Raw genomic sequence first — 17,296 nt, 5'->3', positions numbered from 1 at the left:
GTACGGTTGATTCGAGCGCGCTGATCCGTCATTGTGCTTGAAACGACTGTATAGCTTGCCGTTCATGCAGAAGGGAGAGGTGTTTAGTTTCATGGACGACATCGACCGGGCCATCCTGCGGGAGCTGCAGGTCGACGGTCGCATCCCCTACGCGGAGCTGGGGCCGAAGGTGGGGTTGTCGCCTTCGGCCGCAAGGCTCCGGCTGCAGCGATTGGTGGACACCAAGGCGGTCCAGGTCGTCGGGGTGACCGACCCGATGACCATGGGCCGGCAGACGATGGCTCTCCTGGGCCTACGCATCGGGGGCGATTCCCGGGCGGTGGCCGATGAACTGGCCCGGTACGAAGAAGTCGTGTACGCAGTCCTGACTTCTGGCAGATATGACCTGTTCGCCGAGGTCGTGTGCAGTCGCCCTTGTGATCTTCTGGACTTCATCAACGACGTCGTACGGGCAGTCGAGGGCGTCGCATCCGTGGAGAGCTTCCCCTACTTCGCGATTCACACGCACCGCTTCTTGTGGGAAGTCGACTGAGCCATCCGAGCGTCCGCGCCCAGCCTGCCCACACCACGCTCCACACCAGCCGAGGAACTCTGCATGCTGCACGACGAGTACCGCACCATCGACTTCTTCACCCAGGACGCGCTTCGCGTACCACAGGTGACACCCGCTCAGGCAGAGCGCATTGCCGTCCAAAGCTTTGGCATGAACGCTCATGCGAAGGCGCTGGGAAGCCAGCAGGACGCCAACTTCCTGCTGTGCGCCGATGACGGGGCGGCCTTGGCGATTCTGAAGATCGCCAACCCCGCCTTCGGCCCTACGGAGATCGAAGCCCAGGACACCGCCGCCGACCTGATCGCCGCGGCTCACCCGGAACTGCGCATCGCCACCGTCCTGCGCCACCCCGACGGCTCCCCGTACTGCACGATGGTGGATACCGAGAGCGGGTCGGCCATCGCGCGGCTACTGCAATACCTGCCCGGCGGCCCGCTCTCGGGACCACGGCACCTGTCCCCGAGCACCGTGGCGGCCATGGGCACGATCGCCGGAAAGGTCAGCACCGCCCTGCGTGACTTCCGGCACCCGGGCCTCGAACGTGTTCTGCAGTGGGACCTGCAGCACGCCGATCGCGTCGTAGCCAAGCTCGCAGAGCACATCGACGAGCCCGACCGGCGCACCGCCATCCGCGCCGCGACCGCCGACGCCTGGGCGCAGGTCCAGAAGCTTGCCGCCGTGCTGCCGTCGCAGGCCGTGCACCTCGACCTCACCGACGACAATCTGATCTGTTCTCCCGACGCCCGTCTGCCCATGCCCGACGGAGTCATCGACTTCGGTGACGTGACCACGAGCTGGGCGGTGGGCGAACTCGCCGTGTCACTTTCTTCGATGCTCCACCACGACGGTGTCGAGCCCCACCACGTGCTGCCCGCCGTCCGGGCCTTCCACGCCGTGCGGCCGCTCTCCCCGGAGGAGGCAGAGGCGTTGTGGCCGCTCGTGGTCCTGCGCGCCGCCGGCCTGGTCGCGAGCGGGCGCCACCAGGCTGCGGTCGACGAGGACAACGCCTACGCCGAGGCCGCGCTCGACCGCGAGTGGCGCATATTCGAGCAGGCCACCCGCCTGCCACTTCCGGTGATGATCCACCTCATCAAGGACGCGATCGGGCTTGCCGACGTGCCCGCTCGAGCCGATTCACCGGTGCACTCCTTGCTGCGAGGCCTCGCCGCCGACGACATCACCCTCCTCGACCTGTCCACCGGCGCCGACTCCATGGACCAGGGAGCCTGGCTCGAAGCCGGGATCGAGGGCCGGCTGTCGGCCTCCGCGCTCGCGGACGGAGCAACTGCGGTTGCTACCCGGTACGGGCATGCACGACTCACGCAGACTCCGGCATTGTCAGCCATTTCTGCTGCCACGGTGCCCACCGGCATCGACCTGTGGCACGGCCGGGCCGCCGTGGTGCAGGCTCCCGCCGCAGGGACGGTCCTCGCCACGGCACCGGGCCGTGTGGAGATCACCTACGGCCCGCAGGTGCTGACGTTGTCCTTCCCCCGCATGGTTCACCCCGTGGTCACCGCCGGCTCGACGGTCCAGGCGGGCGGGGATCTCGCGCAGCTCCCCTCCGGAACCTCGGTCCACATTGCGCTGCGCAACGCCGACAGCCCTTCCGTCCCTCCATTGGTGCGCCCCGAGTACGCCGTCGGCTGGCTCGCGCTCACTGCCGACCCCGGCCCGCTCATCGGTCTCCCGGTCGCCGACCGTGCGGAGCAGATGGACCTGCTCGACCGACGTGACGCCGTGTTCGCGACCGTGCAGGAGCACTACTACGCCAACCCGCCCCGCATCGAGCGTGGTTGGCGCCACCATCTGCTCTCCACCGACGGCCGCTCCTACCTCGACATCGTCAACAACGTCACTCCGTTGGGCCATGCCCACCCTCGCGTCGAGCAGGCGGTCTCCCGGCAGCTGCGACGGCTCAACACCAACTCGCGATTCCACTACGCCTCGGTGGTGGAGTTCACCGAACGCCTCGCTGCCCTCCTGCCCGAGCCTCTGGACACGGTGTTCCTGGTCAACTCCGGTTCCGAGGCGGTGGATCTGGGCCTCCGGCTGGCCATCGGTGCCTCTGGACAGCACGACGTCGTCGCACTGCGCGAGGCATACCACGGCTGGACCTACGCCTCCGACGCGGTCTCCACCTCGCTCCAGGACAACCCGAACGCCCTCGCCACCCGTCCGAGCTGGGTCCACACAGTGGACTCGCCCAATTCCTATCGCGGCCGGCACCGCGGGGCGGACGCCGTGCGCTACGGGCCCGAGGCCGTCGCGGTGATCGACGAACTGGCCGCATCCGGCCGCCCGCCAGGGGCCTTCGTCAGCGAGACCTTCTACGGCAACGCCGGGGGAGTGGCCCTGCCCGACGGCTATCTCGCCGAGGTGTACGCCGCGGTCCGCCGTCACGGTGGCCTGGCCGTCGCCGATGAGGTCCAGGTCGGCTACGGCCGTCTGGGACATTGGTTCTGGGGCTTCGAGCAGCAGCAGGTCGTCCCTGACGTCGTCTGCGTGGCCAAGGCCATGGGAAACGGCCACCCACTCGGCGCCGTCATCACGTCCAAAACCGTTGCCGACCGGTACCGCGACCAGGGCTACTTCTTCTCCTCCACCGGTGGCAGCCCAGTCTCCAGCGTCGTGGGCCTCAGCGTCCTGGACACCCTGCGCGACGAGGACCTCCAAGGCAATGCGGCGCACGTCGGCGGCCGTCTGAAGAGCCGTCTCGAGGCACTGGCCGACCGCTACGGCATCATCGGCGCCGTCCACGGCTCGGGTCTCTACCTCGGCCTCGAACTCGTCCGCGACCGCGTCACCTTGGAACCCGCCACGGAAGAGACCGCCGAACTCTGTGACCGGATGCTCGACCTCGGCGTGGTCGTACAGCCGACCGGTGACCACCTCAACATCCTGAAGATCAAGCCTCCGTTGTGCATCGACGCCACCGCGGTGGACTTCTTCGTCGACATGCTGGACCGTGCCCTGGTTCAACTCGGTTACTCCTGCTGACCCCTGTCGGAGCGCTGCCGGGCCCCATCGCCGCCACGTGTCCGGAAACTTCCTTCCGCCGTCCTCGTCGATCTGCTGGCCGACGAGGACTGGCAGGTCGCGGCGGCGGCCGCCGCCGACCCCTCCCGCCATCGCCAACGCTTCCGCCGGGACCCCGGCCCCGATGAGCCGCCCTGCCCGCTCGATTCCCGTCGTGGGCCTGGCCGGGTGCCTTGTTCTCGCATTTGCTTTGCCCTGGTCTCGGTCGTGACGGGCGCGGCGGTGGTGGTCGTGGGCGCCGCCGCGTACGGCGTGCGCCGCGCGGTGGCTACCCGGCGCTGACCGCACGCACTCCAAAGAGCCAGCCCGAGGCTTGGGCCGGCATGCGACCTCGGTATCGACCTGGCCGAGGTCGGTTGAGTCCGCGTGCGGGCAACTCATCAAATGAAATTGATGTACCATGGTTCCATGGCGCCCTCTGGCCCAGCCGCCCCGCCGTTTGTGCACCTGGCCGCGCACCCGGTGCGCTGGCGGCTCCTGTCCGAACTCGCCGGCAGCGACTACCGGGTACGCGAGCTCGTGACGTTGGTCGGAGAGCCTCAGAACCTGGTCTCCTACCATCTGCGGCTGCTGCGTGACAGCGGGCTGGTCACGGCGACCCGCAGCAGCTTCGACGGCCGCGACAGCTACTACCACCTGGACCTGGATCGCTGCGCTCAGGCCGTGGCAGACACCGGCGCCGCCCTGCACCCGGCGCTGCGCCCCCAACCGGCGCCACGACCCCGACTCGCCACCGAACGGTCGCGCCGGCCCGCAGTGCTGTTCATATGCACCGGCAACAGCGCCCGCTCACCCATCGCCGAAGCCTTGCTGCGTCACCGCGCCGCCGGTCGTTTCGAGACCGCCAGCGCCGGCACCTGTCCCAAGTCCCGGCTGCACCCCAACGCCATACGCGCACTGCACGACGGGTTCGGCATCGACATCGCCGACCAGCGGCCCCGGCACCTGGACACGCTGATCGAGCGCCGCTTCGACCACGTAATCAGCCTGTGCGACAAGGCCCGGGAGGCCTGCCCCGAGTTCCCGGAGCACCCGCGCCGCATCCACTGGAGCGTCCCCGATCCGGCCGGCGGCGCCGACAGCGACCAGGCCGGCTACCCCGCTTTCCAGCGCACGGCAGGTGACATCGACACCCGCATTCGCTACCTACTGCCCATCCTTGCTCAGACAGAGGAGGCCCAGCCGTGACGTCACCCGACAAGCTCGCCGGCGTCCGATATGTCGTCGACGACGTCCAAGCTTGCATCGACTTCTACACCACCCATCTCGGCTTCACCCTGAACACCAGTGCCGCACCCGCCTTCGCGGACGTCACCCGCGGGCCCCTGCGACTGCTGCTGTCAGGACCCGCCAGCTCCGGTTCCCGCGCCACACCCGACGACGCCACCACCCCCGGCCGAAACCGCATCCACCTGATCGTCGACGATCTCGACAGCGAAATCGACCGGCTACGCGCCGCCGGACTGTCCTTCCGCAGCGACGTCGTAGCCGGGCCAGGCGGGCGCCAGGTCCTCATCGCCGACCCCGTCGGCAACCTCATCGAACTTTTCCAGCCCGCCCACACCCCGGCCGCAACCACGCCGGCCAAGCCTTGAGCGTGAGCCCCACCGCCTTCTGTGGTCCGGCGTCCGCCCGAGAGCACGGTCGGCACGGCGACCGTCCCAAGGTCATCAACAGTGCGGTAGCCGGAACGAGTGACGCGGTGTTCGAGGAGAACCTGGCGGACGCGCGGGCGTACTACGAGCAGCACTTCCGCCTCACGACGATCTCGAACCCGGCGTAGCGATCAAGCGGCGAAAGCACCGGAGCCTGGTTCGATCCGTGAACCGACGCTCATTCACGCCGGTCGCCGTCTGATGCGTAGGGCTCCAGTCTCACGATGGGGAACTTGCGCGATGTCTTGGTCTCATAGTGCGCGCTGTCAGGCCAGTACGCCGACCAGATCCCGTAGAGGCGTTCCCAATCCGGCGACGCATGCGTGACAACGGTAGGGGTCGCCTTGAGGATCTGTTCCCCCACCTCGATGGTCACCTCGGGCATGGCGGCGACGTTGCCCACCCACGCTGGATCTCTTTCCGCGCCGCGCGCTGTGCCGCAGACGAGGAAACAGTTACCGTCGGCCGCGTACACGAGGGGGTTCACCCGTTTCTGGCCGGTACGGCGGCCGACCGTGTGCAGGAGCAGCAGCTGCTTGCCCTCGAAGAAGCCCCCCACAGTGCCGCCCTGCGCCCGGAACTGGGCAATGACCTGCTTGTTTACCTCATTTACGTTAGTCATGTCCGCCTCTCTGTGTCCGAGGACCTGACTTGCTATTAGCTAACCAGCGAGTTACGCGGCTGCGCCGAGCCACGCCGGAGCCGTGCGACGCCGTACACCGCGGCCCCGAAGACCACCAGGCGGCCCCCGCCGGGCGAGGGTGAAGGCGGAGGCACAGGCGGACCACGGTGCCCATGCCGTTCTCCGGTCGGCGTCGGCCAGGTCCCGCAGTACCCACACGCCGGCCTGCTGGACACCGCAGCCACGCATCACCTCCGTCTCGGCTTCCCAGTCGCCGGTTCGCCTCGAACGGGAGCGGCCTCCAGGGGCGGACACAGGGACGGCGCGCCGCTTCGGCCTGCTCCCGGCCAGGTGAGCGCGTAGTGTGACAGGGCAGGGCGACATGATGACGGCGCCCGACGGCGCCTGGAGGAAGCACCATGGCGCGCAGCCCGTGGAAGAAGCGGGGGCGGGGCCACGCCCGGGACGGTGTGGCCGCGCGGCCGCCGCAGCGTGCTCTGGACCGGTGTCGGCTGCGACACCTGCTGGACGCGGTCGGGGGGGTCAGCGCCGACATGGACACCCGAACCGTGCTGCACCGCATCGTGGAAGCGGCGACCGACCTGGTTGTCGCGCGCTACGGGGCACTAGGTGTGCTTTCGGAGAGTGGCAAGGTCATCGACCTGATCACCGTGGGCGTCGACGACCCCCGGCTGTGCGCTGCCATGGGCTTGCCGCAGGGGCATGGGCTGCTGCGCACGATGGTGGACGACCGGGAACCGTTGCGGGTGGGGGATGTGAACGCGCACCCTCGTTCGGTCGGCTTTCCGCCTGGGCATCCGGTCATTCGGACCCTGCTGGGCGTTCCGCTCATGGTGCGCGGCACGGTCTACGGCGACCTCTATGTGGCCGACAAGCTGGATGGCATGCCGTTCGATGACGACGACGAGGGCCTGCTGACGGCTCTGGCCAGTGCCGCGGGCGTCAGCCTCGAAAACGCCCGCCTGTATGAACAGCTCAAACGCGCCGCCGAGCACTTCCAGCGCCGCATGCTGCCTGTCCTTCCCGACCTTTCGCCACTCAAGGCCGCGGCCCGCTATGAACCCGCGTCCGAACTGCCCAGGCTGGGCGGGGACTGGTACGACGCCATGGTCTTGCCCGACGGCGCCACCTGCGTCGTGGTGGGTGATGTGACCGGCCACGACGTGGAGGCCGCCCCGCTGATGGGACAGATCCGCAACATGCTGCGGGCGATCGCCCTTGACCGGTGCGGGCCGCCCGGCCTGATCATGTCAAGGCTGGACCGCGCGCTGACGATGTTCGCCGACCCGCCCACGGCCACCGTGGTGCTCGGCCGTATCGAGCGCGGCCGTGGTGAAGGCGGGGGGTACATCTTCGGCTGGAGCAACGCCGGGCATCTGCCGCCACTGCTGGTCGGCGCGGACGGCAGCACGCGCTACCTGGCACCCGCCCGTCACGGAATCCCGGTGGGCATCGACGCGTCCGTCTCCCGGTTCAGCCACGAACACCCCCTCCCGCCCGGCAGCACCCTGCTGCTGTTCACCGACGGGCTGGTCGAGCGCCGCGACCAGGAGATCGACACCGGACTGGGCGACCTGGCCGAACAGGCGGCCCGCCTGGCCACGGCACCGCTGGAGGAGCTGTGCGACACCTTGACCAGCCGAAGCCGGCAGGTGTTCGACGACGACGTGGCCCTGCTGGCCCTGCGCACCCCCTCGGACGGCCCGGAACGGTGAGACACACGCGCCCGGCCCTTTGCGGTCAGGTCGGCAGGAGGTTCCGGTCTCTCCGCTGGCCCGCGAGCACGGCATCGACATCGCCGCCCTCACCGGCAGCGGACCCGGCGGCCGCGTCGTGCGCGGCGATGTGGAGGCAGTCATCAACCGAGGGGAAGCGCATCCCGCTCGGAGCCGCTCTGCCAACGCGCCGTCCGCGGCGGCACCAGCCGCGCCGCAACCGCCCGCACGGCCCGTCGCCGAAGCATCAGCAACCTCGGCCCCTACGGCATCGACCACTTCACCGCCGTCATCAACCCGCCCCAGGCCGCCATCCTCGCCGATCTCGAGGCACTGCTCGAACAACCCCTGCGCATCGTCGTGCAGCAGCGTAACGGAGGCAACACCATGACCGAAGCCGTCTACCACCCGGCCACCCCTGAGATCGGCCGGCGCCGCGCCGAACTCGCCCCGGCCATCAATGAGGCGTTCGACAACTTCAGCCGCGCCGTCTTCGCGGAGGGCTCGCTGCCGGAGAAGACCAAGCAATTGATCGCCGTCGCCGTCGCCCACGTGACCCAGTGCCCGTACTGCATCCAGGGACACACCCGCCTCGCACGGCGCAAGGGCGCCAGCCCGCAGGAGATCATGGAAGCCATCTGGGTCGCGGCCGAGATGCGCGCCGGCGGTGCCTACGCCCACTCGACCCTCGCCCTGCACGCCATGCAAGAGACGGCACCCCACACGCACCCGTGAACACAGCCCAGGTGCCGCACCTCGGACAGCCAACTCGGCGAAGCGGCGCGTTCCTCACCCGGAGGACGGATGCGGCCAGTGCGCGAGGCTGCCAGGCGAGGGAACGGATTGCGTCGCTTCCGCTGTCGAGGGGTAGATCTCGTAGCTCTCCCGCATGCCGCTCAGGTCGAGGATCCGGAGTATCCGGCCGGAGACGGACGCGATACGCAGCGAGCCATCGTGTTCACGGACGCGTTTCGTGATCGCCACGATCACGCCCAGCCCCATCGAATCCATGAAGGTGACGAAGCCCAGGTCCAGGACAAAGTGGTGGTGTCCCTCATCGAGAAGCTTGATCACTCCCTCCCGGATCATGGGGACGGTGTGGGTGTCCACCTCACCATCGACCTCGACAACGGTCCAGCCGTTGACAACGTCGTAGCTCACCATCAAGTTCTCGCGCCGGATGATGTTCGTTCGCATTGCCATCCCTCTTCAGGTCGCCGGACGGCGCAAGATCCCCAGCACGGTGCGGCGAAGACGGTCAGCCCGTACTCGATCACGGCCTGTGCAAGGGCGAGTTCGCGTGAACGACGGTGACCGCCACCGCTACCGTCTCGCGTGCCGTTTACCGGCTCTTGGCCAGCCACTCGGCGAGGACAGCGGCCTGGCTGTGCTCCACATCCTTGGTGGCAGTCAGCAGCATGAGCTTGTCGTGCGCCGCCAGGTCACGCAGATGCTCGGCCGCCTCGCGGTGCCCGGCGTCGCGCAGCTCCTCCAGGTAGCGGCGGCGGAACTCGGTGAAGCGGCTGGGCTCGTGGTTGTACCACTTGCGCAGTTCGCTCGACGGGGCAACATCACGCAGCCACTCGTCCAGATGCGCGTCCTCCTTGCGCATGCCCCGGGGCCACACCCGGTCGACCAGCACGCGCTTGCCGTCCTTCGGCGCAGTCTCCTCGTAGATTCTGCGACAGGTGATCTGCTTGGCCATAACGGTGCCCTTCCAGATCGGTCGGCCGCCCCGGCCTTGAGTGGGTGGACAGCTCCGTGCCCTGCTGCGAAGCGGATGGTCCCGACTCGCCCATTTTATCGGGGACAGCTCATGCGAACCCGCCGGGATCCGGGTCGGCCACCACGACCGCCGCCCGCAGAGTGGCGGCATCCTGTACGGCGTATTGGACTCCCGTGTCCTGGGTGGGAGCAGCACTCCATTTGCGGGCTCGGCCATCAGGGGGACGCTGAAAGGGTGAGATGCGCAGCGGATGCGCACGGCCTCGCCCGGGAGGTGTCATGTACAGCAAAGTCACGGTCGCCGGTCACCCCGTCCACCCGATGCTCGTCGGCTACCCGGTCGTCTGCTACACGGGCACGCTGGTGGGCTTCGCCGTCTACGCGGCCACCGGCCACCAGTTCTGGCTCAACCTGGCCATTGCCTTGAACGTCGTCGGCGTCGGCGGCGCGCTGCTCGCCGCCCTGCCCGGATTCGCCGACTGGGCCTTTGGCATCCCGCGCGGCTCCGCGGCCAAGACCGTCGGCCTGGCCCACGCCGGCCTCAACGTCACCGCCCTCGTCCTGTTCGCCATCAGCCTCGGAACGTACGTCACCCACTGGAACGGCCCCGCCACCGGAGCCACCCTCGGACTCGCCCTCGCCGCGGCCGGACTGGCCTGCACCCTCGGTGCCGGCTTCCTCGGCTGGATGCTCGTGCAGGACTACCACATCGGCATCCACCTCACCCTCAACCAAGAACGCGACGAGCTGACGGTGCAGAACACCAAGGTGATCGGCCTCCACCACCACCGAGCTGCCTGACCGGGAGGAACTGGACGGGGGCGGATGTGTCGGGGGACGGGCGTGGCGCGTCGGGCAGGCCGAGGAGTTCTCGGCCATGTTCGTCGCGGAAGGTGAGCAGCTCCTCCCGGATGGCTTGACCGCGGCGGGGAGACCGGCCAGACCGCTCCAGGCGCGGATGTACGCAGTGGCCGGGGCCCGTAGGCGGCGAGGTAGCGGCGCACCGGTTGCACCGGCACGACCGCGGTAGCAGCGGCAGGTGGCCATCACGCTTTGACCGGGAGGTCTACCGTCGAGGCAACTCCGTCGAACGCTGCTTCAATCAGCCGCTTAGTGACTTCGGCGTATCAGGGTCTGTCCGGTCTGTCGAGAGCGATGCCCGTCCCGGCGAGGAATCCGCCGAGGATGCTGTGCCGGTACTGCAGTGCCTTGAGCCGCCTGAGGATCTTCACGAGTTGCTCATCCTCACGCGCAACTCCTCCGCATCCACGTATAGTTACTGCGTTTATGTGAACGTGCTTGTAAACAGCCAGACTTGGGGGGGTCAGGTGTCCCATCACCTGCGCACAATCAACCGTATCCGGAGGACCCGCCGTACCGCCGCCGTCGCCGCCGTCCTCGCCGCCACACTGACAACCGTGGTGCCGGCGACGGCCCACGCGGCCGAAGCGACCGAGGTACTCATACCCGCGCCCGACACCTACGGCGACGGGCCCGAGACGGTGCTGGCGACCGGCAGCCAGGGCGTACTGCACCGCGAGGGCGGCGGTTATCTCTGGACGACGACGTACAACAGAACCACCAAGCCTGTCCCGGCCCTCGACGGCGTACCGCAGGATGCCATCGTGCCCACCCACGACCAGTACAACCGTGTCATCTACCTCAAGCCGCGCGAGGACGGCCGCACGGACGTCGTGCGCGTCGGCATCGAGGATCCCCGCGACACCAGCACCATCAGCCTGCCGGCCGATTACCTCAACCCGCGCGTGGCGAACGGCTGGGTGCTGGCCACCGTCGACCAGGGTAATGGGACGTACCAGCTGCGTGTGGCGCGCGGCGGGGACCCGGGCAGCGACCCCGTCGTCAAGCTGCCCGCCGGAGCCACCACCGGTGCCGAGCCCGAGCTGCTCGGCGCCTACTACAATCAGCTCGTCATCGGCTACCGCACCGCCGACGGCACTCCGGGCTACGGCATCCTCACCGCGTACAACGGCACGGTCACCCCGCTGCCCGTGACCGGCGAGGCAAGCAGCTTCCGCATCACACAGACCACCGTCAGCTGGTTCTCCCGCAGTGGGGAGCCGGGTGTGCGGGTCATGCCGCTGGGCAGCACGGGCGCCCCGCGTATCGTGCCGCTCACCACGCAGTCCCCCGACAGCAAGGTGACGTCCTTCGTGGTGGGCGACAACGTGCTCTGGTACGAGGGCGACGGCGGCCCGCTGCACGTCACACCGTTCGGCGGGGCGGACAAGGAGCGGAATCTGCTGAGCGGTGTCGAGCAGGTGTTCCTGCGCAGCGAGGGCACAGGTTCCCTGGTTGCGCTCGGCAAGGACGCCGACGGCAAGCGCGCCGTCCACCTGTTCCACATCGACGGCCTTGAGACCGTCGCTGATCTGTCGCTGCGTCAAGTGCCCCAGATCAAGACGGCGGACGGTGCGATCGAGGCGCTGAGCCTGGACCGGGGGAAGCTGCGGTACGTCAACTCTCTGGCCGGCACGCGCACATTGCACGGCAAGGACATCGGCACCGGACTCGAGCCGGCCGACGGCCCGACGCTCGCCGACTTCCCGGGCCTGACGGCCGGCCGCTTCGCCGACGGCAGCGACGAGGGCCTGGCCCGGCTGGTCGCCGACCCCGACACGGGCATGGACGTGCTGGTGACCGGCGACGACCCGGAGCACCCGACGGACAACCTCCCGCTGCCGGGCGCGAACGGCCGGATCCTCGGCACGGCACCGGAGTTCGTGCTGTACGAGACGGACGGAACACAATACGTCGTGGACACCGCCCGCGACCTCGTCGTCCGCGAACAGCCGGCGCAGGCCGCCGCACTGGACCAGAATCGTCTGTTCAAGTCGGCGCCGAAGAAGCCCGGCACTGTGAAGGTGATCAACGCCCGCACCGGCTCTGTGACCGACACCATCCACTTCGGCACCGCCTGTGTCCCGGACGAATTGCAGAGCAGCGGCACGCTGCTGTATTGGAGTTGCGCTGCGCAGAACACGGCGGGTGTACGCGACCTGGCGACCAAGCAGACCTTCCCCGCTCCGGCGTCCGACGTCCTGCTGGGCGACCACTTCCTGGCCCACCGCGAGGCGTCCGGCGAGCTGCGCCTCACGGGCCTGCAGGCGGACGGCTCCACGGCTGACCTGGGCACCGTCACGGGCCTGAAGCAGCCCGGGGACGGCGACGGGCGCGGCACCACCTGGACCCTTGACGCGGACGCGGGCAAGCTCGCCTGGGTCGGCGCGGACGACACCGTCCACGTCACCGCGCCGCAGCACGCCGTCTCCGCGCTGAGTGTCGCCCGCACCGCCGTACCCGCCACGGCGTCCGGTGAGTGGGCCGCCGCGTGGTGGCTCTCCAAGCCCGCGGCGTCCTGGCAGGTGACGATTACCAGGCGCGCGACCGGGGAGGTCGTCCGCACCTGGACCGGCGAGGACACCCGCAGCGCGGTACGGGTCACCTGGGACGGTACGTCCGAGTCGGGCACCCCGGTGGCGACCGGCCGCTACACCTGGCAGCTGACCGCCACCCCGGCGGACGGCACGGGCGCAGACGTGAGGGTCACGGGCGTCGTGAAAATCACCGGCTGAGCACCGCAGCACCTGGCTCCGGTCACTTCCCCGCGCCGCCCCGGGAAGGGCCCGGAGCCTTGTACGTCCGGTGGTCACCCGACTCGCTCTGGCCGCTGGCAGCCCGGCCTCCCGCACCACGCGAGTCCCAGGTCCGTAGCCTTGCGCCATTCTGTGACCACCCAGACCGATACCGCTGCCGCCGCCGGCCTCGAGTTCGCCGGTGTCGTCGCGGCTGAACTCGACCCGCAGCGGAAGCCCGGAGTCCTCCAACTGGCCCGGCTGCTACCAGCTGGTTGACGGCCGCGGCGCACGCCAAGCGCGCGAGCGGTCCGCGCGGTGCCGGTCCGGCGCTGGAGTTCGGGTGGCTTTGCCGCGTCGCACCGTTTTCTGATGAGTCCTTCCTGCGCTGTGAGTCACTGGGCCGGCGACGGGGACCCAGCGTCGGCGGGGTCCCCGTGCGGCGGGCCGCGGAGCGGCGAGCCACCATCGAGGAGCAGGAGCGGGTGGTCGTCGAAGCGGGGAAGGATGCCATTACTGGTCACGCCCCCAGTGGCGTACGCGTGCGAGCGATGGTGCAGGCTGGTTACATGGCCAGTCGTGTAGAGAAGTACCTCGCCCATCTTGATCGACTCTCCGGCGGAATAGAGCCCCGGTTCTTCCCTGTCGAGTCGACCAAACAGGGGTTGCGGGGCGTGACGGAGATCGTGTACGACGACCTTCCGGACGGGCTTCTCACGACGCTCACCTACGGCTTGTCGCTGGCAGAACATCCGGACTGGCAGCGCGGCTCGCCGGAACTCTGCCTCAGCGTGAACTCGACCAACGTGATCTGGGCCCACGCGGTGGGCTTCCTCGCCGAGCGCCTCCGTGGCACCTGCCCCTTCAGCTACGGCAGCACCATCGACTTCGGCGAGCGAATCGTGCCCGAGTCAGCAATGACGGCATTCTGCGTGTTCGCGCCGATCGTGCTCGACAGAGACGACTACCTGGGCATCGACGTCGGCATTCCGGGACACGAGGGTCACGACGTGATCAACATCCAAGGGATGTACCCCATCCACGAGGTGGAGCGGCAGTTCATCAACGAGCATGGGCTTGAAGCCTTCTGGAAGAGCGATTGGGAGCCCACTGACGTGTTGCGTCGCCCTGCAATTTGACCTGGGGAGGGCAGCAACCTTGATCTGCACGACTCATGATTGGGTGGACGGGGTGGTCACCGGGCCTCCCGGACCTGGGTGAAGCGGCCCCCGCGGGGCCAGAACGCGCCCGAGGCGGGCATCTTCTTCATACGGCCGTACGTCGGCCAGGGCGAGGCGGTCACCGTCTCCTTGTACCGGACCGCCATGCGGCCCGTCAGGCAGATCTGGCGCGGGCTGTCATCGGGGTGGGTGAACTGCACAACGGCGTCACCGCGTCCCAGGCTCACCGGCGTGTGGTAGTAGCCGAAGCGGAACGGCGTGGGCTGCTTGCCCCTGAGCGTCCGGTCGATCGACAGTGCGGCGTGTACCCCGGTCGGCATGCCGCCCTGGCAGGTGCCGTGCATGACGCCGTAGCCCTGGCGGACAGCGGCCGCGTCGCCGATCGCGTACACCTCGGGGTGGGACACCGATCGCAGCGCGGCGTCGGTGACGATGCGTCCGCGCTCGTCGACGGCCAGCCCACCGGCGGCCGCCAGCGGCGACACCCGCGTACCGCTCGTCCACAGGACCGCGTTGGCGGCGATGCTCTCCCCGCCCGCCAACTCGACCGCGTCGGGCAGCACCTTCACCACCTCGACCCCGGCGCGCACCCGGACGCCCAGCCGGTCGAGCGCGGCGTCCACGTACGCCTTGGCCTTCGGGTTCATGGCCGCACCGGGCTCGGTCCGGCCCAGCAGTACGACGTTCAACTCCGGGCGCCGCTCGGCGATCTCCGCGGCCGACTCGATGCCGGCCAGGCCGCTGCCGACGACCACCACCGTGCCGCTGCCGAGCCGCCCCAGCCGGTGGGCCAACAACTCGGCATCCTGGGCGCTGCCCAGGGTGTACGTGTGGTCGTCGGCCCCCGGCACCGCCGAGGTGTCGGCCACACTGCCCAACTCGTACACCAGCGTGTCATGTCTCACAGGGGGATAAGAGCATGCACATGACTAGGAGGCTGGCTGCCGTGGCCGGCGGCATCGTGCTGACCGGTCGCCTGCTGGCCGGTAGCGCGGGTGGGGCCGGTGCGGCGGAGGCGACGCCGCAGGCGGCCTCGGCCTGCCCGTCGGGCTGGTTCTGCGTCTGGTCCGGGAAGAACTACACCGGCCGTATGCAGAAGGTCGCTGGGAAGAACGCGGACCTGACGAAGTATCCGGTCTTCCAGAGCTTCAGGTCGTGGTACAACCACGGCAAGTCCTGTGACTTCAAGTGGTACGCGAAGAAGAACCACAAGGGATCCAGCGGAATCGTCCCGAGGGGATACAAGCAGACCGGCAGCACGTACCGGTACATCAAGTCCAACAAGTGGGTCAACTGCCGCTGACCGGCCGCCCGCCGCGAGGCCCGGGGGGTGGCGCCCCACCGGGGGCGTCGCCCTCATCCTGTCGCCGCTGACGGCCTCGGACTGCCTCGGAGCCGCTGGGGTCCGGTCCCGGCCCCGGCAGGGCATCTGGGAACCGGGCGCGGTGGACTTTGGGAAGCGACCCAGGTGCCCGTGCTCCGGATCGAGGCAGCCGCCCTCGGCGCGCATCGCTTGGCGTTCGAGCGTTAACAACTCGAGCGCCGTGCACGGACTTTCGATCAATCCGCTGCCGGACACGGCGGGAGAAAGCAGTACCGCTCCCAGCCGTCCACAATCCACTGGATCGGTGGCGGGGCGCACACGGTGCCCCTGGTTCCGCGCAGGGCATACGCGTGGCGAAGACCGCCGAAGTGACGTTCACCAGCCCAGGAGCAGATCCGCGTTGCTGCGGCACGAGCTGTATTGACGCGCAGGCCGCTTCACCGCCCTCTCGGTACGGCAACCTCCGGCCAGGCGCCGCCGCTCTCGCGCCGGCGATGGGAGGATCACACCGTGCCGTATCGAGGAGGGATCCGAGGTGCCGTCCACCGAACTGAAGCACACGTTCCAGATCGCCGTGCCGCCGCAGGAGGTCTTCGCGCACCTGGCCGAACCGTCGCACTACATCGGCCTGTCGCCACTCCTCGTCGCCATCCGCGACGTGCGCCGCAGCGGCAGCACCGTGCACTACACAGCCGTGGAACGCTTTCGGTTCCTGGGCGTCCTGCGGCACGACAACATCATCGACGTCACCCTCGTCGCTGTCCCGGACCGCCTCCCGCACTCCGCCGAGATCTCCGGCGAGGTCCGCAGCCCCGGCCGGGTCCGTATGAGCTACCGCTTCGCCATCGACCGCCACCCGGCCGGCAGCATCGTCACCGACACCCTGCACCTGCACACACCCCCGGGCCTGCTGCGCTTCGCCGCCTCCCAGGCGAGAGCGGTCCAGCAGGCCCGGGCCGGTGTCCTGACGGCGCGCCTGGCGCAGCCCGCCTGACGGCCGCTCGGCAGGCCGCCGCCGACGCGCCCTGAAACCGGCACGATTGCGCATGCGCTTCGCCACGGCCGCAGTGGCGGCCGCAGCCTGACGACCAACCTCCTTGACATGCTGCCTGCTTGAGCAGCCAGTTCTTCGCCGCCCTCGGAAGTGGTTCTGTGAAAAGTCCCACCCTGAGTCGCGGAGGGGCCGGGACCCCCAGGCCAGGATCGACGAGCAGCTGCCGCCGGTGCCGCTATCGCCGGCGTCGCAGTGGTGACCGATCCGGGAAGGCTTGCATCGATGAATGTGCCCGGAGCGGGAGTGCGTCACTGTCTGGGCAGACGCCGCCGGTGCTGGGGGGAGAGGCGTGTGGGTCCGTTGATCTGTTTCAGGCTGCACGGGCTTCGGGACGTTTGACGAGGTGTTCGCGCTGGGCGCGGGCGCGGGCCTGGTGGTGGGGTGTGTTCCCAGCCCGCATCGCTGCTTCAGCCCGCTCCGTGGTGTGGTGCGCGCCTGGCCGGGTCCGTCTTGCTGCTGCCCGGGCCGTGGAGGCGCTGCTCGCCTCCACGGCCGGGACGGCTCCGGCGGTGTCAGTCTGGCCGATGCTTTCGGTGGCTGCCGGTGAGTGACATGCCGTGACCCGCGCTGTTGTCGCGTTGGGCTGTGGCCGCACCATGAGGTACTGCCGGGGCATGTTCCGTGACTGAAAAGGCCTCACTGGGTCGGGCGGGAGTGGGCTGGGCGGACGCGGGTTTCGTGGGGTTGCCGGCCGTGTTGCTGATGCTGCGCCGGCAGGGCGGTGCTCCGGGTCATAGTGCTCCGCTGAGGTCTCTGTCGAAGTCGGGGCGGTTGGGTGTGGTGATGTTGTCGCTGGTGGTGGTCCATCTGT

The 17,296-nt window shown here is 69.0% G+C and carries 16 protein-coding genes and 5 pseudogenes; 16 read left to right on the top strand and 5 right to left on the bottom strand.

Annotation, left to right across the window (positions count from 1 at the left end; genetic code table 11):
- Positions 1 to 91 precede the first annotated feature (91 nt).
- The 6 genes and pseudogenes from ACFY4A_RS36865 to ACFY4A_RS36840 all read left to right on the top strand — a co-directional run bounded on the left by ACFY4A_RS36865 (position 92) and on the right by ACFY4A_RS36840 (position 5,375).
- Entirely contained in the window at positions 92 to 532 is a 441-nt protein-coding gene (locus ACFY4A_RS36865; RefSeq protein WP_390833678.1) for an Lrp/AsnC family transcriptional regulator, read from the top strand.
- A gap of 63 nt (positions 533 to 595) precedes the next feature.
- The gene (locus tag ACFY4A_RS36860; RefSeq protein ID WP_390833677.1) at positions 596 to 3,553 is read left to right on the top strand and encodes an aminotransferase; all 2,958 of its coding nucleotides are present in this window, start codon (positions 596 to 598) and stop codon (positions 3,551 to 3,553) included.
- A 127-nt stretch (positions 3,554 to 3,680) separates the two neighbouring features.
- Positions 3,681 to 3,874: pseudogene (locus tag ACFY4A_RS36855) on the top strand (amino acid permease); the annotation flags it as partial.
- Positions 3,875 to 4,000: 126 nt separating this feature from the next.
- A complete protein-coding gene (locus tag ACFY4A_RS36850) occupies positions 4,001 to 4,780 on the top strand; it encodes an ArsR family transcriptional regulator (protein ID WP_390833676.1) in 780 nt (259 codons plus the stop codon).
- Positions 4,777 to 5,187: a VOC family protein gene (locus ACFY4A_RS36845; protein WP_390833675.1), complete on the top strand. Its 411-nt coding sequence runs from the start codon at positions 4,777 to 4,779 to the stop codon at positions 5,185 to 5,187. Before ACFY4A_RS36850 ends, ACFY4A_RS36845 begins: the two co-directional genes overlap by 4 nt.
- Positions 5,188 to 5,189: 2 nt before the next feature.
- Positions 5,190 to 5,375, top strand: coding sequence for a hypothetical protein (locus tag ACFY4A_RS36840; protein WP_390833674.1), 186 nt, complete (start codon positions 5,190 to 5,192; stop codon positions 5,373 to 5,375).
- 50 nt (positions 5,376 to 5,425) lie between these two features.
- Here ACFY4A_RS36840 and ACFY4A_RS36835 read toward each other — a convergent pair whose 3' ends face one another.
- Positions 5,426 to 5,869, bottom strand: a complete 444-nt coding sequence (locus ACFY4A_RS36835; RefSeq protein ID WP_390833673.1) for a nitroreductase/quinone reductase family protein — start codon at positions 5,867 to 5,869, stop codon at positions 5,426 to 5,428.
- Positions 5,870 to 6,288: 419 nt separating this feature from the next.
- Between ACFY4A_RS36835 and ACFY4A_RS36830 the strand changes: the two genes are divergently transcribed.
- From ACFY4A_RS36830 to ACFY4A_RS36815, 4 genes and pseudogenes are all read left to right on the top strand, one after another.
- Entirely contained in the window at positions 6,289 to 7,605 is a 1,317-nt protein-coding gene (locus ACFY4A_RS36830; protein WP_390833672.1) for a PP2C family protein-serine/threonine phosphatase, read from the top strand.
- A 19-nt stretch (positions 7,606 to 7,624) separates the two neighbouring features.
- Positions 7,625 to 7,729 (top strand): annotated as a pseudogene (locus ACFY4A_RS36825) (E3 binding domain-containing protein); the annotation flags it as partial.
- A gap of 122 nt (positions 7,730 to 7,851) precedes the next feature.
- Positions 7,852 to 7,914 (top strand): annotated as a pseudogene (locus ACFY4A_RS36820) (hypothetical protein); the annotation flags it as partial.
- Between the two features lie 78 nt (positions 7,915 to 7,992).
- Positions 7,993 to 8,340: a carboxymuconolactone decarboxylase family protein gene (locus tag ACFY4A_RS36815; protein WP_390833671.1), complete on the top strand. Its 348-nt coding sequence runs from the start codon at positions 7,993 to 7,995 to the stop codon at positions 8,338 to 8,340.
- Between the two features lie 54 nt (positions 8,341 to 8,394).
- Here ACFY4A_RS36815 and ACFY4A_RS36810 read toward each other — a convergent pair whose 3' ends face one another.
- The gene (locus ACFY4A_RS36810) at positions 8,395 to 8,802 is read right to left on the bottom strand and encodes an STAS domain-containing protein (protein WP_390833670.1); all 408 of its coding nucleotides are present in this window, start codon (positions 8,800 to 8,802) and stop codon (positions 8,395 to 8,397) included.
- 145 nt (positions 8,803 to 8,947) lie between these two features.
- On the bottom strand, positions 8,948 to 9,310 hold the full coding sequence (locus ACFY4A_RS36805) for a DUF488 domain-containing protein (protein WP_390833669.1): 363 nt from the start codon (positions 9,308 to 9,310) through the stop codon (positions 8,948 to 8,950).
- A 299-nt stretch (positions 9,311 to 9,609) separates the two neighbouring features.
- On the opposite strand from ACFY4A_RS36805, the gene ACFY4A_RS36800 reads away from it, so the two are divergent.
- Positions 9,610 to 10,131, top strand: a complete 522-nt coding sequence (locus ACFY4A_RS36800) for a DUF2231 domain-containing protein (RefSeq protein WP_390833668.1) — start codon at positions 9,610 to 9,612, stop codon at positions 10,129 to 10,131.
- A gap of 1 nt (position 10,132) precedes the next feature.
- Here ACFY4A_RS36800 and ACFY4A_RS36795 read toward each other — a convergent pair.
- Positions 10,133 to 10,334, bottom strand: a pseudogene (locus ACFY4A_RS36795) (DNA glycosylase AlkZ-like family protein); the annotation flags it as partial.
- A gap of 414 nt (positions 10,335 to 10,748) precedes the next feature.
- On the opposite strand from ACFY4A_RS36795, the gene ACFY4A_RS36790 reads away from it, so the two are divergent.
- The 3 genes from ACFY4A_RS36790 (at position 10,749) to ACFY4A_RS36780 (ending at position 14,065) form a co-directional block, all read left to right on the top strand.
- A complete protein-coding gene (locus tag ACFY4A_RS36790) occupies positions 10,749 to 12,926 on the top strand; it encodes a FlgD immunoglobulin-like domain containing protein (RefSeq protein WP_390833667.1) in 2,178 nt (725 codons plus the stop codon).
- A 141-nt stretch (positions 12,927 to 13,067) separates the two neighbouring features.
- On the top strand, positions 13,068 to 13,205 hold the full coding sequence (locus tag ACFY4A_RS36785; protein ID WP_390833666.1) for a hypothetical protein: 138 nt from the start codon (positions 13,068 to 13,070) through the stop codon (positions 13,203 to 13,205).
- Between the two features lie 206 nt (positions 13,206 to 13,411).
- Positions 13,412 to 14,065 (top strand): suppressor of fused domain protein, encoded by a 654-nt coding sequence (locus ACFY4A_RS36780; protein ID WP_390833665.1) that lies wholly within the window; start codon positions 13,412 to 13,414, stop codon positions 14,063 to 14,065.
- A gap of 56 nt (positions 14,066 to 14,121) precedes the next feature.
- Here the strand turns inward: ACFY4A_RS36780 and ACFY4A_RS36775 are convergent.
- A pseudogene (locus ACFY4A_RS36775) lies at positions 14,122 to 15,006 on the bottom strand (NAD(P)/FAD-dependent oxidoreductase); the annotation flags it as partial.
- Between the two features lie 26 nt (positions 15,007 to 15,032).
- On the opposite strand from ACFY4A_RS36775, the gene ACFY4A_RS36770 reads away from it, so the two are divergent.
- A complete protein-coding gene (locus ACFY4A_RS36770; RefSeq protein ID WP_390833664.1) occupies positions 15,033 to 15,410 on the top strand; it encodes a peptidase inhibitor family I36 protein in 378 nt (125 codons plus the stop codon).
- Between the two features lie 556 nt (positions 15,411 to 15,966).
- Positions 15,967 to 16,425, top strand: coding sequence for an SRPBCC family protein (locus ACFY4A_RS36765; RefSeq protein WP_390833663.1), 459 nt, complete (start codon positions 15,967 to 15,969; stop codon positions 16,423 to 16,425).
- Positions 16,426 to 17,296 lie beyond the last annotated feature (871 nt).

Origin of the sequence: Streptomyces sp. NPDC001292, from assembly GCF_042896465.1 — a bacterium.
Classification (GTDB): Bacteria; Actinomycetota; Actinomycetes; order Streptomycetales; family Streptomycetaceae; genus Streptomyces.
Note: the sequence above shows the minus strand (reverse complement) of the source record. Positions and strands in the feature narration are given on the sequence as shown.

Excerpts from the sequence above, each read along its gene's own strand:
- ACFY4A_RS36835 (WP_390833673.1), bottom strand. The coding sequence starts at position 5,869 with ATGACTAACGTAAATGAGGTAAACAAGCAGGTCATTGCCCAGTTCCGG.
- ACFY4A_RS36860 (WP_390833677.1), top strand. The coding sequence starts at position 596 with ATGCTGCACGACGAGTACCGCACCATCGACTTCTTCACCCAGGACGCG.
- ACFY4A_RS36770 (WP_390833664.1), top strand. The coding sequence starts at position 15,033 with ATGACTAGGAGGCTGGCTGCCGTGGCCGGCGGCATCGTGCTGACCGGT.
- ACFY4A_RS36830 (WP_390833672.1), top strand. The coding sequence starts at position 6,289 with ATGGCGCGCAGCCCGTGGAAGAAGCGGGGGCGGGGCCACGCCCGGGAC.
- ACFY4A_RS36865 (WP_390833678.1), top strand. The coding sequence starts at position 92 with ATGGACGACATCGACCGGGCCATCCTGCGGGAGCTGCAGGTCGACGGT.
- ACFY4A_RS36810 (WP_390833670.1), bottom strand. The coding sequence starts at position 8,802 with ATGCGAACGAACATCATCCGGCGCGAGAACTTGATGGTGAGCTACGAC.
- ACFY4A_RS36850 (WP_390833676.1), top strand. The coding sequence starts at position 4,001 with ATGGCGCCCTCTGGCCCAGCCGCCCCGCCGTTTGTGCACCTGGCCGCG.
- ACFY4A_RS36800 (WP_390833668.1), top strand. The coding sequence starts at position 9,610 with ATGTACAGCAAAGTCACGGTCGCCGGTCACCCCGTCCACCCGATGCTC.
- ACFY4A_RS36815 (WP_390833671.1), top strand. The coding sequence starts at position 7,993 with ATGACCGAAGCCGTCTACCACCCGGCCACCCCTGAGATCGGCCGGCGC.
- ACFY4A_RS36805 (WP_390833669.1), bottom strand. The coding sequence starts at position 9,310 with ATGGCCAAGCAGATCACCTGTCGCAGAATCTACGAGGAGACTGCGCCG.